At 43.9% G+C, this 14,773-nt stretch carries 13 protein-coding genes; 4 read left to right on the top strand and 9 right to left on the bottom strand.

Annotated elements, in window-relative coordinates; translation table 11 throughout:
• Positions 1-104 precede the first annotated feature (104 nt).
• From menE to L4C39_RS08335, 6 genes are all read right to left on the bottom strand, one after another.
• Positions 105-1,559 (bottom strand): o-succinylbenzoate--CoA ligase, encoded by a 1,455-nt coding sequence (menE, locus tag L4C39_RS08360; RefSeq protein ID WP_371711055.1) that lies wholly within the window; start codon positions 1,557-1,559, stop codon positions 105-107.
• A gap of 1 nt (position 1,560) precedes the next feature.
• Positions 1,561-2,547 carry an o-succinylbenzoate synthase gene (gene menC / locus L4C39_RS08355; RefSeq protein WP_371711056.1) on the bottom strand — a complete coding sequence of 329 codons (987 nt, stop codon included), beginning with the start codon at positions 2,545-2,547 and terminating at the stop codon, positions 1,561-1,563.
• A gap of 123 nt (positions 2,548-2,670) precedes the next feature.
• Entirely contained in the window at positions 2,671-3,537 is an 867-nt protein-coding gene (gene menB, locus L4C39_RS08350; protein WP_017051285.1) for a 1,4-dihydroxy-2-naphthoyl-CoA synthase, read from the bottom strand.
• Positions 3,538-3,564: 27 nt separating this feature from the next.
• Positions 3,565-4,383, bottom strand: coding sequence for a 2-succinyl-6-hydroxy-2,4-cyclohexadiene-1-carboxylate synthase (menH, locus tag L4C39_RS08345; protein WP_371711057.1), 819 nt, complete (start codon positions 4,381-4,383; stop codon positions 3,565-3,567).
• Complete coding sequence (gene menD / locus L4C39_RS08340) at positions 4,373-6,088, bottom strand: 2-succinyl-5-enolpyruvyl-6-hydroxy-3-cyclohexene-1-carboxylic-acid synthase (protein WP_371711058.1); 1,716 nt, start codon at positions 6,086-6,088, stop codon at positions 4,373-4,375. The genes menH and menD overlap by 11 nt, the downstream gene beginning before the upstream one ends.
• Complete coding sequence (locus L4C39_RS08335; protein ID WP_029203226.1) at positions 6,085-7,392, bottom strand: isochorismate synthase; 1,308 nt, start codon at positions 7,390-7,392, stop codon at positions 6,085-6,087. The genes menD and L4C39_RS08335 overlap by 4 nt, the downstream gene beginning before the upstream one ends.
• 226 nt (positions 7,393-7,618) lie before the next feature.
• On the opposite strand from L4C39_RS08335, the gene L4C39_RS08330 reads away from it, so the two are divergent.
• The 3 genes from L4C39_RS08330 to L4C39_RS08320 all read left to right on the top strand — a co-directional run bounded on the left by L4C39_RS08330 (position 7,619) and on the right by L4C39_RS08320 (position 10,963).
• Positions 7,619-8,833: a pyridoxal phosphate-dependent aminotransferase gene (locus tag L4C39_RS08330; protein WP_113795891.1), complete on the top strand. Its 1,215-nt coding sequence runs from the start codon at positions 7,619-7,621 to the stop codon at positions 8,831-8,833.
• A 157-nt stretch (positions 8,834-8,990) separates the two neighbouring features.
• On the top strand, positions 8,991-9,605 hold the full coding sequence (gene yfbR, locus L4C39_RS08325; RefSeq protein WP_171756115.1) for a 5'-deoxynucleotidase: 615 nt from the start codon (positions 8,991-8,993) through the stop codon (positions 9,603-9,605).
• A gap of 38 nt (positions 9,606-9,643) precedes the next feature.
• Positions 9,644-10,963 (top strand): anti-phage deoxyguanosine triphosphatase, encoded by a 1,320-nt coding sequence (locus L4C39_RS08320; RefSeq protein WP_371711059.1) that lies wholly within the window; start codon positions 9,644-9,646, stop codon positions 10,961-10,963.
• Positions 10,964-10,989: 26 nt separating this feature from the next.
• Here the strand turns inward: L4C39_RS08320 and L4C39_RS08315 are convergent, their stop codons facing one another.
• Positions 10,990-11,628: a tRNA-uridine aminocarboxypropyltransferase gene (locus L4C39_RS08315; RefSeq protein ID WP_371711060.1), complete on the bottom strand. Its 639-nt coding sequence runs from the start codon at positions 11,626-11,628 to the stop codon at positions 10,990-10,992.
• A 9-nt stretch (positions 11,629-11,637) separates the two neighbouring features.
• Between L4C39_RS08315 and rrtA the strand changes: the two genes are divergently transcribed.
• Entirely contained in the window at positions 11,638-12,201 is a 564-nt protein-coding gene (rrtA, locus tag L4C39_RS08310; protein WP_429745356.1) for a rhombosortase, read from the top strand.
• Between the two features lie 120 nt (positions 12,202-12,321).
• Here rrtA and L4C39_RS08305 read toward each other — a convergent pair whose 3' ends face one another.
• Both L4C39_RS08305 and ppiD read right to left on the bottom strand, forming a co-directional pair.
• Positions 12,322-12,621: a ComEA family DNA-binding protein gene (locus L4C39_RS08305; RefSeq protein WP_371711062.1), complete on the bottom strand. Its 300-nt coding sequence runs from the start codon at positions 12,619-12,621 to the stop codon at positions 12,322-12,324.
• Positions 12,622-12,755: 134 nt separating this feature from the next.
• On the bottom strand, positions 12,756-14,609 hold the full coding sequence (ppiD, locus tag L4C39_RS08300; protein ID WP_429745354.1) for a peptidylprolyl isomerase: 1,854 nt from the start codon (positions 14,607-14,609) through the stop codon (positions 12,756-12,758).
• Positions 14,610-14,773: the final 164 nt, after the last annotated feature.

Below are 14,773 nucleotides of genomic sequence, written 5' to 3'. Positions count from 1 at the left end.
TTATCTTTGATGCTTATTATGAAGCTAGGTTATAAAAATAATAAATGCCGTTTTGAACTAACACATATCCAATTCAAATAAGTTAATTCAAAAAGGCAAATTGACTACTCGCCCTTTTCTGATCGCAGGTGCATCCACTCTGTCTGTTGAAGCCAGTTTGATAGCGCTTTACGTGACACTTTTATCCCTACCGATTCTATTACAGGCATCCGAAAGTATGCGATTGGAAACTTAAACTTATCGAGTTTCCCATCCAAATACTGACGATAAGCGAAATCCTCATCTAACCGCTCACTGTCGATGATCGCCACAGGTCGAAAACCAAACTCAGCATCTTTGACGGGAATAATAAACGTCTGCCGAATTTGAGGATGACGGTTCAGCACGGCTTCAATCTCTTCACAATGAATATTCTCTCCACCAGAAATAAACTGATTATCCGCCCTTCCTAATACCATTAGCTCATCAGATTGCCACTGACCTAAATCTTTACTATCAAACCAACCTCCCTCACTCAGCGGCTTTAATTGGCCTTGATGGTAATAACCACTCGCAAGCGTTTCACCGCTAATATAGATGCGCTGATCAACGATTTTCAGTTTCCGCTTCGGTAATAAGAATCCCGCACTGGATATTGAATCGAGTCGTTTGGCCGTCACCGTTGAAGCGGCTTCTGTCATCCCATAGCCGAGCCAAGTATCAATACCGACTAACTGTGCTTGTTGCGTTAGCGTATGCGGGATATGGCTTCCCCCGAGCAGTACGCGTTTGAGGGTAAGTGGCTGCTTGCTATCGAGTAATCGCTTTAGCTGGGTGCTCACTAAAGAGGCGTGCGTAACCTCTTGAATATCGATGTCCAAATCCCCGGAACCGATCTTGAGTTCCCCCCCGGCCACCAGCCAGCGCCAGATAATAGCCAACCCAGACACATGATACATCGGTAAGCTTAATAGCCACCGATCGGATGCTTGATATTCAAAACATTCCAGAAGGCCTTCCGCTGAAGCAATATGCTGCGACTCAGTATGTGCGACCGCTTTCGGTTCTCCCGTTGAGCCAGAGGTGAAGATAATTGAGCCAAGTCCCTTAGGGTGACTGTGAGGCGTTTCTAACACTAATCCACCCTCATTCTCCGGTGAGAGTTCGAGCAAGTGCAGCGGAGTGACGTTTACTATTTGATTTGTGGTCGCCAGTCGCTCTAACTCTGCCTTAGAGAGAGGAAGCTCACTGGGGTTGGGCATCCAAATTGACGGAACCTGAGTCTCTGCATACAAAATATCTAATTTACGCTTAAGCTGCGCCAAAGACTGAGGAGGACAAATCGCAGGTAGAATGCCTAGACGTAAGCAGGCCAGATAAACAAGCGGGAATTCGGGCTGATTCTTACCAACAAAAACCAAAACGTCACCACGACCAAGCCCTTGAGAGCGTAAAGTCGAAGCATAATCATCAATAATACATTTCAACGTTTGCCAATTGATCTGCATTTTTCCTGAGATCAACGCTGTTGAAAAAGGGCTCTGCTGAGCCCATTTTTTTAGTAATGCCAATGCTGACATATTACCCCTGCCACACCAATTCTTGCTCTGCGAGTGGTGTTACCGGAATATCGCAATCAGGCCAAGAGATTTCCAATTGCGACTTAAATAATCCTATCGTATCCAACCCTGGGACTTCATCCGGCAATTGCCATTTTGAAAAACGAGCCAACTGAGTTAAACCTAAGCTCGACTCAATGCTAGAGCTGATCACCACCTGAATACCAAGCGCTTGAGCTCTTTCAATCAATTCAATACAAAAATAGGCAGAACCGATCAAACTTGGCTTAATCACGATCGCTTTCACCCCCGTTAGTTCATCTAACGAAAAGTTTGGCTCTCGAACTGCTTTTTGCAATGTCTCATCCCAAGCGATCGCAATTCCGGTATCAATGGCGAAGGCAAGGCTATCGGCAGGCGACTGACAAGGCTCTTCAATAAATGCAATGCGTTGGCGAACCGAAGGCGTAACATACTTGGCAAACTGCTGAGCTTTGGCTAACTTCCATGCTTGATTCGCATCTAAACGCAGCGATAAATCTGGAATTGATTCTAAAAACAGATCAACAATCATTCCATCGCGAATGGCTTCGTACAGTCCGACTTTGATTTTGGCAATTTTCTTTCCATCCATCTGATTCAAGACAGGAATTAACTCATCAGGGTCTCCGCTACACAAAGGAGCCGCTTGATAATTCCCCTCAATGGGTAACTCACTGTTCAATTCCATCTTTGACATTGATAGGCCGAATGCAACTGAAGGTACTAACGCCTCAAACGAGAATTCACCACCATTTACCCATGTTTCCAGTTGCGCTTGAGCTTGCTGTCCCGCCTCTTCCATTGATTCAAGACTAAAACCGGGTAATGGCGCTATCTCTCCACGCCCTTGCTTTCCGTCTTGTTCAATTTCAACAATCCAGCCTTGACGTTCTGTCAGTTTGTTTTCGCGAAGTATCACCCCACTGTCCATAGGGAGAGCGTAGCGATAGAGCTTGGCAGTGCGCATATAATTTGAGTCCTAAGTTGGTAACGGTGATAAGTTGGTAACGGTGATAAGTAAGTCACTGAGAATAGAAGAGTCATAAGCTTAGGTGAAATTCATCACCTAAACTTAAAATCACCAAATGAATTATGGGTTACGCGGGAATTTATCGAAATCAGGACGACGCTTTTCATTAAATGCGTTACGTCCTTCTTGGCCTTCTTCAGTCATGTAGAACATCATCGTCGCATTACCAGCCAACTCTTGAAGGCCCGCTTGACCATCACAGTCCGCATTAAGCGCCGCTTTCAGGCAACGTAACGCCATTGGGCTATGTTGTAGAACTTCACGACACCAACGTACCGTCTCTTTTTCAAGATCCGCAACAGGTACAACAGTATTAACCAGACCCATCGCTTCTGCTTCTTGAGCATTATAGAAACGACATAAGAACCAAATCTCACGTGCTTTCTTCTGTCCTACAATACGAGCCATATAAGACGCGCCCCAGCCACCATCAAAAGAGCCAACTTTAGGCCCTGTCTGACCAAACTGAGCATTTTCAGCCGCAATGGTTAAATCACACATCATGTGTAATACGTGACCGCCACCAACAGCCCAGCCAGAAACGGCTGCAATAACAGGTTTTGGACAAGTACGAATTTGACGCTGGAAATCCAACACGTTTAAGTGATGAGTTCCGCTGTCATCTTGGTAGCCGCCGTAATCGCCACGGATTTTTTGGTCACCACCAGAACAGAATGCATCTTCACCTAAACCCGTCAGGATAATCACACCCACTTTTTCGTCATAACGCGCATCAGCCAACGCATTAATCATCTCTTTCACAGTCTGTGGGCGGAATGCATTATGAACTTGAGGACGCGCAATAGTGATCTTTGCGATGCCATCTGCCGATTTTTGGTAATGAATGTCTTCGTATTCAGTCCCGCAATCTTTCCAGTTTACCGGTGCGTATAGTTCTTCTTCTGAAATGCCTACTGTTTTTGCCATGGTTGTTCCCATTGTTCTATTTCATGATTAATGTTTAACGTCATTAATCGATTTAATTGATTCACTTAATAAGCGAATAACGGTTGCGACTTGCTTTGGTTGCTCCTGATGAACATTATGCCCTGCGTTGTCTATTTGCGAAAAAGAGAGCTGACTTTCTTTTGCAAGCTGACAAAATTTGGCGTCTTTCTCTCCACAGAGATAATGAATAGGTAGCGACGATTGCTGCAAATCACTTAATAAATAAGGCTGTTTCGCCAAAGAGGTTGATAACAGCATTTTTGCGACCGAGTCACCAAGATTATCACTGCGCTTAGCGATCAAGGTTTGTCTTTGCTCATGGTTTAGTGAAGAAAAGACACCTTGTTGATACCAATCGGATAAAACCTGTTCGATCGGTTGTATCGTGAATCGTTCAGCCCAATATTGGTCGCTTTCCCAGCGTGCAATTCGAGCCTCTTCATCTGATAAACCGAAATTTCCGGCTTCAATAATCATCAACTGAATATTAAAACAAGACAGTAACTCTTTTGCAGCTGCGTACATCGCAATCCGCCCACCAAGAGAATAGCCCACGAGAATTATAGGATATTGGGGAGACATCAAGGAACGATCTAACACAGAAAGTATGGTTTGTTTGATGAGCTGACAGCAATGCTCAAACCCATCGCAACTCAAATGCTGACTCTGCCCATGACCGGGAAGATCAACGATAAGCTGTGGGTAATCGTGCAGCTCATTCAAACACGCTTGCCAATCTTTGCCCGTTCCAAGCAGGCCATGCAGAAACAACAGTAGTGGTTTCTCGTCCGAACCGCTCGGTAACATCAGCTGACTATGAAGCATTGATCTGCTGCATAAGTTGATTCAATTGATTTGACGCTTGCTCTGCTGGGGTAATCACTTCAACAAGTAAAACACCCGTTCCCGATTCAAAATGCTCAGCAATTGCCTGACGGTATGCAGAAAGCGTTTGCGGCTGGCAATAAGCTAAATTAAATTGCTTCGCGGCATGCTCAAATTGATACCCGTGAGGCATTTGATATAACGACTGTTTCTTCTGTTTTGGCACAGGAAGTAGATCGAAAATTGCCCCACCATCGTTGTTTGTCACCACAACCACCATCGCTTGAGGGCAATGGTTTAACAACGCTAATGAATTCAAGTCATAGAGCAGCGCAGTATCTCCAATAAGCATCAGCATCGAACGTTGACGAGCTCGCTGGACACCAGAAGCCGTAGCCACTAACCCATCAATTCCCGAAGCACCTCGGTTAGTGAACACTTCGTTATTAGGGAGTTCCCCTAGCATATCCACTAAACGAACAATCAGGCTATTACCTAGAAAAACATCATGTTGCTCAGCTTGAGTCGCGACATCAACAGCAACCACCAGCTCGGTTAAGTCCTCGCCACTAGATACCTGAGCTTGAGCGAGATGAGTAATTTTTTCCGATGAGCAGATAAGGCCGTCAGCCCAACCCGAGTTTGTCATCCCTATCAATGGTAGAGAACAATACTCAATAAATTGGCTCGCCGAACTCACAACATGCCGTTGCGGAAGGTGACTTTGGTTAATACGGTGAGCATCAGGTGAAATCACGAGATAGTGACCACTCATCTGTGGCGCTGTCTGCTCAATCCAGTGATTTAGGCGTTTAGAGACAATTCGCTCCCCAAACTGAATGATCACATCGCACTGTGCCAGCGTCTCTTTTGTTTCGACTTTCTGCATCCACAAATCATAATGACGCCATGCACTACTTATCCCCGATTGAGGATCACACAGTAACGGCCAGCCAATAGACTGGGCAAAATCTGCCACTTTCTGAGACTCTTGCAGCGGCAAGCTTCCCACGATAATCACGCCTTTTTTATCTATCCAATCTGCAGGTTGGACATCGCTTACCGCTGCTGAATAAGTTTGAAAAGTATGAGTGTAAGGCTCACTACTGCTTTTCCAGCGAGATAACGGCGCTAAGTAGTCAGAAAACGCCTCTTTTGAGCCCGAAGAGTACAAAGGCTCTGGAAATGGACAGTTGATGTGTACACTGCCACCCGCTAAACGTTGCTGGTGCAGTAACTTATCCGTTGTCGTCAATAACCAAGCTAGAGGGACGGACGTTGATGGGCTCGGTAGATGTTGAGCTGCCACCACATGAGAAGAGAAAATACCGACTTGATCGATGGCTTGATTCGCACCGCAATTGACTAATTCGACAGGGCGATCTGCGGTTAACACCACCAACTTCTCCCCTGTCAATTTTGATTCTGCAATGGCTGGCAACAAGTTAGCGACAGCAGTACCCGATGTGACAATAATCGCCACAGGTTTATTGCTCGCTTTCGCCAATCCCAATGCTAAAAAGCCTAAGCCTCTTTCGTCGAAGTGAGTATGCAGATTCAAGTGCATGTTTGCATCGGCTTCCAGTGTTAACGGTGTCGAACGTGACCCCGGAGCAACACAAACCTCTTCAACACCTAGTCTTACCAACTCTTCCAATAAGGTCTCAGACCAAATACGATTAAGAACCGCTTGGTCAGTACTCATGATGCAACACCTAACGGTGGATTGTCTGATATTAAACTAAGTAACGTTGCCATCTTCTTATTTAACTCTTGCCATTCATGTTCGGCATTAGAACCCGGTACAATCCCTGCGCCAGCAAATAATTGAACTTGATTATCAACAATCAATGCACTGCGGATCGCGACACAAAATTCCGCTTTCTGGTGACTAATATAACCGACAGATCCAGCATACCAACCGCGAGCAAAAGGTTCATTCTCTTGAATAAATTGCATCGCTTCTGCTCGAGGTAAACCCGCTACAGCAGCGGTTGGCTGAAGAGCACCAAGCAGTTGCACACCATTGGTATTCGGCTTGAGTTGTGCGTGAATGCTTCGCTTTAAATGCTGCACTTTTCTTAGTCGAACTAATCTTGCCTCTTGCTGAACATTCACGGTTTCTGAGTGCTGGGTTAACCTTTCAACAATGTCATCAACAACGTACTGATTTTCATTAAGATTTTTCGCATCTTGAGATAACCAATTCGCCAATTCCATATCTTGCGTCGCATTCTTACCACGGCCAATCGTGCCTGCCAGCGCTTCGGTATGTAGCTCTTGTCCAAACCGACTGTAAAGCCTTTCAGGTGTTGACCCCATAAAGCTATGCTTCGAATCTAACGACATCATGAAATGAAAACTATGGTGATTCTGTTCATAGCTTGCTTTAAGTAATTGTGCCGAACAAATTGGAGCATCGAGTTTTAAGACAGTCTTTCTTGCCAGAACCACCTTTTTGAAATCGTCCGCTTCAATGCCAGAAAGCACTCGTTCCACTAAATCAGCCCAAATCGCTTTTGATGGCGTATGCTCGGTATGCTCTATCTGAGCACTCAACGGAAGCAGACTCGGCACGTCACATACTATTTTATTGAGAGCGTTGATCAAAGTTTGCTTTTCAGAAGGTAAATTCACCGCTAGCGACCATTGATCATCATATCGAATCAATTCTATTTGCGGTAAAAAGAAAAATGACTCCATACAACGACGATTCTTTTCTGTATGGCCGTCAAACGAGCGCCCTCCCCAGATCCGTTGGCCTTCACCAAGGATCGTATATGCGGGAGCGGGATCTGAAAATGTATGTACCTTACCTAAAGCAACTACTTCTTCACGAGTATCACGAGATTGCCAGTAAAACTTAGGAAATATAGGTTGAGCTTCAAGCCAGTCAATAAATACAAACGGAGGCTTTTCATCCAACCTTTCAACAAGGCGAACCTCTTTGGGAGTCGAGCTCTTCACTCGCTCAACTAACGTTTGTATGGCTTGATAAAAATGGGACAAATCAACCTCGTACACATCAAAAATTCGTATATTGGGGGATACTCTATTTATAGACCACTATCAAATCAAGGATGCGATTGAGGTTTTGTGTTTATTAACAATAAACACACATAACAAAATGTATAAAGCTCACCCGTTAATGCGCTTATTTACAGATTTTTATTCTATCAAACAGTGATTTGATGTACTTTAATAAAGTAATTAATTATTTTTTAGGAATTCGGCAATGCAAAATATCGGGATGTCGTCAAAACTCAACAGTGTCTGCTACGATATCAGAGGACCTGTGCTCAAACATGCTAAGCGCATGGAGGAAGAGGGGCATAAAATACTGAAGCTCAATATTGGTAATCCAGCCCCATTCGGTTTTGACGCCCCAGATGAGATTCTTGTGGATGTGATCCGTAACTTACCCACGTCTCAAGGCTATTGTGATTCCAAAGGCATTTATTCCGCGAGAAAAGCGGTGGTTCAACACTACCAACGTCGCGGACTACTTAATCTTGATGTTGAAGATGTTTATATCGGAAACGGTGCATCTGAACTGATTGTGATGGCAATGCAAGCCTTACTGAATAATGGCGATGAAATGCTGGTTCCAGCACCGGATTACCCACTATGGACGGCATCGGTTGCTTTGTCTGGGGGCTCCGCGGTCCATTACCTGTGTGATGAAGAGTCAGATTGGTACCCTGATCTGGATGATATTAAGAGAAAAATAACGCCAAAAACTCGCGGTATTGTTCTTATTAACCCAAACAACCCGACAGGTGCGGTTTACAGCCGCGATTTCCTATTAGAGATCGTAGAAATTGCCCGTAAGCATAAGCTCATTATTTTTGCTGATGAAATTTACGATAAAGTACTTTATGACGGTGCAACCCACACCTCTATCTCAACACTAGCCGATGACGTATTAATGGTGACCTTTAACGGGTTATCTAAAGCTTATCGCGTATGTGGTTTCCGTGGTGGTTGGATGTTTATCACAGGACCTAAGCAATTTGCTAAAGGCTACATTGATGGCCTAGAGATGCTTGCCTCCATGCGTCTGTGTGCCAACGTACCTATGCAACATGCTATTCAGACAGCGTTGGGGGGTTATCAAAGTATCAACGAATTAATTCTTCCTGGAGGGCGATTACTCGAACAGCGAGATCGTGCTTGGGAACTGATCAACCAAGTCCCAGGGGTGTCCTGTGTCAAACCGAAAGGTGCGATGTACTTATTCCCTAAGATCGACACCAAGATGTACAACATCAAGGACGATCAAAAAATGGTTCTCGACTTTCTTAAACAGGAAAAAGTGTTACTCGTACAAGGCACTGGGTTTAACTGGCCAAAACCGGACCATTTCCGCATTGTGACACTACCACGAGTGGAAGACTTAGAACTCGCCATTGGTCGATTTGAGCGTTTCTTATCGGGTTATAGCCAGTAAACCTTTCTTTCGTAAACCTTTATCTCTACTCTTAATAGGTGCTGTACATTACAGCGCCTATTTTTTTATGATGTAAAATCAACAAGCCACTATTAAACCAATAAGCATTATGAAACCAATAAGCACTAAGAGATAAACAATAAAGGATTAGATAGTTATGGAAGAGACCGTTATAGAAGGAAAAACGCCTCAAAAGAGCCATTTCTTTGCTCATTTAGCCCGCATGAAGCTGATTCAGCGTTGGCCACTGATGCGATCAATATCCAAAGAAAATATATCTGAGCATAGCTTACAAGTCGCTTTCGTTGCTCATGCTCTTGCAGTAATAAAAAATAAGAAATTTGACGGCACATTAAACCCAGAAAGAATAGCCATTTTAGGCATGTACCACGATACCAGCGAGGTCCTTACTGGCGATCTTCCGACTCCAGTCAAATACTACAACCCCGAAATTGCCAAAGAGTATAAAAAAATCGAAGCAGCGGCAGAGCATAAACTTCTTTCTATGCTACCTGACGAATTTAAAGAGGACTTTGCACCGTTTCTTGTCTCACATTCAGCTCATTCTGAAGACGCTGCCATTGTGAAGCAAGCGGACTCTATCTGTGCTTACTTAAAATGCTTGGAAGAACTCAGCGCCGGAAACCATGAATATGCACTCGCCAAACGCCGCTTAGAAGAGACTTTGCAACAGCGACATACGCCTGAAATGGAGTACTTTCTGCAAACCTTCGCGCCAAGCTTTGAATTAACACTAGACGAAATCAACTAACACACTGTAACGTAAGGGGATAACAGAGGAGTCACAGCATGGATATTGACTTAAACCCTCAGTGGTTAGAAAGAGATAATGACGAACATAAAATTAGACGCGACGATCACCGAAGCCCGTTTCAGCGTGATCGTGCTAGGATCTTACACTCTGCGGCTTTTAGACGCCTACAAGCAAAAACCCAAGTTCATGGAACTGCGGTCAATGATTTCCACCGAACGCGGCTCACTCACTCCTTAGAGGCCGCTCAGCTAGGATCTGGCATTGTGGCTCAGATCAAAAAGAAACAGCCTGAGTATCGCTGCCTGTTACCTTCTGATAGCTTAATTGAGTCCATTTGCCTTGCCCATGACATTGGTCACCCACCGTATGGACATGGAGGAGAAGTCGCGCTCAACTATATGATGCGTGATCATGGCGGCTTTGAAGGCAATGCCCAAACATTTCGAATAGTAAGCCGTTTAGAACCATACACAGAGCATCACGGTATGAACCTATCTCGACGTACTCTATTGGGTTTAATTAAGTACCCAGCATTATTGAGCCAAACTCGTTCGCAAGTTCAGCCCAAACCTGTTGAGCATCAACGTCGACTAAAAGCGAGAGAGTGGGCTCCCGCAAAAGGCATTTACGACCAAGATAAACCGATTCTTGATTGGGTATTCTCTCCTCTTAGCACCCAAGATAAAGCGCTATTCTCCACAATGCGTGAAAGTGATGTTTCAGAGTTTGAGCATCAGAAAACCCAGTATAAATCCATTGATTGTTCAATTATGGAGCTTGCCGATGACATTGCTTATGGGGTCCACGATCTTGAAGATGCCATCGTGCTAGGTTTAGTGACACGCCAGCAGTGGCAAGAGTCAGCAGCAAGTCAATTAGCAGAGTGTGGTGATAAGTGGTTTGAATCCAACCTAGAGTCGATCAATGAGATGCTTTTTTCTGGAAAACATCATTTAAGAAAAGATGCCATAGGCGGAATGGTCAACGCCCTGCTGACCAGTATTAGCATTCAAAAGGTTTCTGCCCCATTCGAATCAGAGCTTCTTGCGTACAATGCATACTTAGAGAAACCAATGGCTGACGCACTGGAAGTCTTAAAAGGCTTTGTTAGCCAGTTTGTTATCCAAATACCTCAAGTCCAAATTGTTGAGTACAAAGGTCAACAGATCATAATGGATATGTTTGAAGCTTTTAGCGCCGATCCAGAAAGATTACTACCCGAATCAACACAACAATTGTGGCGAGATGCCAGCCAGAAGCATGGCGATGGAATGAGAGTTATCGCGGACTATATTTCTGCGATGACCGATGGTTTTGCCCAGCAGTTACACCAGCAACTGTTCTCATCCCATTAAAGCATGAGGTCAAAACTCACTACCCTCTAATCACTGAGTTTTGATAGATAGTTTTTTTCAAACACTCCCGGGGGCATTTGCTTAATTTGAAACTCAATCATGTTATCAAATGCTTCAAGCAGCGGTAAAAAATCATTTTCAGGCTCTAGCAAAGACAAAATATGATAGCCCGCCTCTACCGTTGAAAGACTATTACTTGAAGGGGCTTTCCGAATTCGATAATTCCCCTGCAGATCCGTTGGCAGGTGGATGCAAGTTAAGTCGCGCAAATTGTTCGATACTTGCCACATTTTAAATGCTTTCTTCCATGTTCCATCCAACAGAATCACACGTAGTCTCTTTTTATCTCCTAACCTTCTGTCAGGATCTTGTACCTGCTTGAACGCCTGAATATCTGTCGATTTTTCGCTTGGGTAAAGAATGACATGCTCGACCTCACTTTCACTGAGCAAACCATTGAGTTCTACATTATCAGAAAAGTCTTCACCTACGATTAGTCGACTGTTCGGCAATGAAAGAGATAGAATTCTCGCCGTTCCCATCGGTCTATTTTCTTCTGTCGAATGCTGAAGAATGATAAGCTCAACCGAAGTCGAAAGGGTTTTAATCCAGTCACATATGCATGCTTTGAGTGATTTTCGACATTTACTGCAATATCTATACATGGAGTAACAGTGTACCTATTTTTAGTAATAATGAGCGGCGTTTGCCTTGCTTTTCAGATACCAGAATTACAATCGTGGGCAACATGGGATGCATCCGCCATTGTTTCTGGCCAGTGGTGGCGGATCCTAACAGGAAACCTCACTCATACCAATGCCATGCACCTTATCATGAACATTGCAGGGCTATGGGTTATTACTCACTTATTTAAACCGACGGCTAAGCATGTTGCTTTTGTGCTGTTTTGTTGCAGTACAGTGGTTGGTATCGCTTTATTGGCAACAGAGATGCAACGCTATGTTGGGTTGTCAGGTGTCCTGCATGGACTATTTGGATATTTCGCACTCAGAGAAGCTTTAGAGGGAAGGAAAAGCAGCTGGCTACTCGTGGGTGGATTAGTAGCTAAAGTCGCTTGGGAGCAATCATACGGAGCGTCAACAAGCACGAGTGCAATGATCAACGCCCGAGTGGCCATTGAGGCACACCTAGTAGGGGCTCTCGGAGGAACTTTGTTAGCTTTGCTCACCCTATCAGTCCAAAAAATCACCGCATCAGATAACGAGTCTCATGAGTAAATCTTTTCATGATATTTTCATGAGACCCTTTAAGCGGTTAGAGACATAGCCAAAGTAACAGTACCTTGCGCTCTATTTATGTAGATCTATTTACGTAGCTCTATTTATGTAGATGTAGCTTTATAACTGTATTCTTTCACTGTTTTTTTCTAATGTTGACCTTCCAATACCTTTCACATTCGTCAACTCTTCAGCCGATTGAAACTCACCATTGGCTTTTCTATAGTCCACAATATCTTGTGCTCTCTTCTTACCAACACCTTTTAGTAAGGTGGCAAGCTCCTCTGCAGAAGCGGTATTAATATTCACCGTAATTTCAATGCCATCATGCTTAGTGAGCGTACTATCTTCAGCCGCAAAAGCAGAAATGGGTAATGATATCGCCAGAATCAGAGTCAATAGGTATTTACGTAAAAGCATATTCAATTCCTTTTAAATAGATTGGAATGAAATAATAGCGATGATGCAGAAATGAAGGTTGGGGAAGCCAGAAAAATAAAACGGGCCACAAATGTGACCCGTTTTCATATTCATATCTATTACATGTTAATTGCCTACTGGCTCACAACATAATACTCAATGCTGGTATTTTTACGTAATACACTTAGCACGGCATTCAGATCTTGCTGAGTGTTGCTACGCTCAAGTTGAGCACCAATCTGTTCGCTGTATGCAGGGTTAATATTTGCTGCAACGTTAGACAGTTCAACAACAATGATATTGCCTTCAGCATCTTTAGATTGACCAAATGTCACTTTATCAGCTTCTGGCTTAGCGAAAGTAAATACTGACGTTGCCAATGGAGAGCTACGGTCGATAGTCTCAACATCACCAAACTCTAGGCCATTGTCAGCTAAAATCGCAGTATTGCCCGCTTCTAGTTCTGACACCAACGTCGAACCAAGTTCGATAGCTTGCTGTTCACCTTTATTTTTTGAAAGCTGAGTAACCACTTGTGCTTTCACGTCTTCTAAAGGCAGCACTTTCTCATCGCGAGTATCTTCTACACGAACAACGATAATATGCTCAGGAGCAACTTCAATCGCTTCTGAATTCAAACCATCTTCTTTCACTTCAGGGCTAAGAATCGCGTCAATAACCGCAGGTGCTTTTAGTAGTTCTGGCGCATCAATTTGAGAGATGAAGTCAGTGGTTTTGATCTCTTGGCTGATAGCTTGAGCAGCATCATCTAATGAGTCAGGGTATTCAAACGCCACTCTCTCTAATTCAGATTGCAGCTCGTAGAACTGATCAACGGCTTTCTGATCAACCAGTTCAGTCTTGATTTCACCAACAACATCAGTAAACGGTTGAGCTTCAGACGCTTTCACTTCATCTAATTTGATGATGTGGAAACCGAAATCAGATTTCACCACGGCGCTAATGTCACCCGCTTTTTGCAAACCAAATGCTGCAGCTTCAAATGCAGGGTCCATTACGTCACGTTCAACCCAACCAAGATCACCACCCGCTTCTGCACTGCCGAAATCTTCTGATTTTTCTTCAGCGAGTGTAGCAAAATCAGCACCATTGTTAAGTTCAGCTAAAATAGCGTCTGCAGCGTCTTCGCTTTGAGTCAGAATGTGGCTCACTTTACGCTGTTCTGCTGTTGAGTACTTATCCATATGATCTTGGTAGTACTGTTGTGCATCCGCATCAGAAACGGTTACTTGCGATTTTAGTTGCTCAGCAGATAGCTCAACATAAGCGACTTTTACCTGCTCTGGGCGAGTAAAGCGTGCGGCATTATCTTGGTAAAACTGTTGAATCTCTTCGTCCGTCAATTCTGCGTTTTTCGCAAATTCATTGAGTGACAAAGTTACCGTGCGAATATCACGAGTTTGAGTGATTAGCTTGCTCTGAGCATCAATCTCACTTGGCAGCGTAAACTCACTACTTTCTAGTGCCGTAAGAAGCTGAGTACGCATTACGTCACGACGCATGTACTCCGCAAAGCTTTCAGCGCTAAAACCAGCACGACGAAGTGCGGACTGGTAAATATCTTGGTCGAATTTGCCATCATTTTGGAATTGAGGCATTTCTAAAATCATAGTACGAATTTGAGCATCGCTTACTCGCAAGCCTAATGCGTCTGCATGTTGCTCTAAAAGCAATTCATTCACCATACGATCTAATACAGACCTACGGAATGATTCAACATAAGCAGGATCACCTAAAAGCTGTGCAAAGTAATCACCCATTTGAGATTGCATGCGGTTGCGTTCATTTTGGTATGCTTGTTCAAACTCACCACGACCAATCTCTGTATTGCCAACTTTCGCTGCTGCGTTATTACCACCACCAGTGATGTAGCTACCTACACCAGCAAAAACAAATGAAAGGATGATTAATCCAAGGATAATTTTTATCGCGATGCTATTCACGCCTTCGCGTAATCGATCCATCATAATTTAACTGCTCTCCGGAAATGAAGTAAGGACTTCAAAATCAATATTATGTATTGCGCGATAATATCAGAAAAAGAAATGCGCATCAGTAGGATGCGCATAAATTAAAAAAGTTCGACTTAATATTTGAGAATTTGTGCCTATCTCAGTATCAAGTGCTTGTC

It is taken from the genome of Vibrio clamense, from assembly GCF_050337905.1.
Classification (GTDB): domain Bacteria; phylum Pseudomonadota; class Gammaproteobacteria; order Enterobacterales; family Vibrionaceae; genus Vibrio; species Vibrio cortegadensis.
This window is presented reverse-complemented; position numbering and strand designations above follow the sequence as displayed.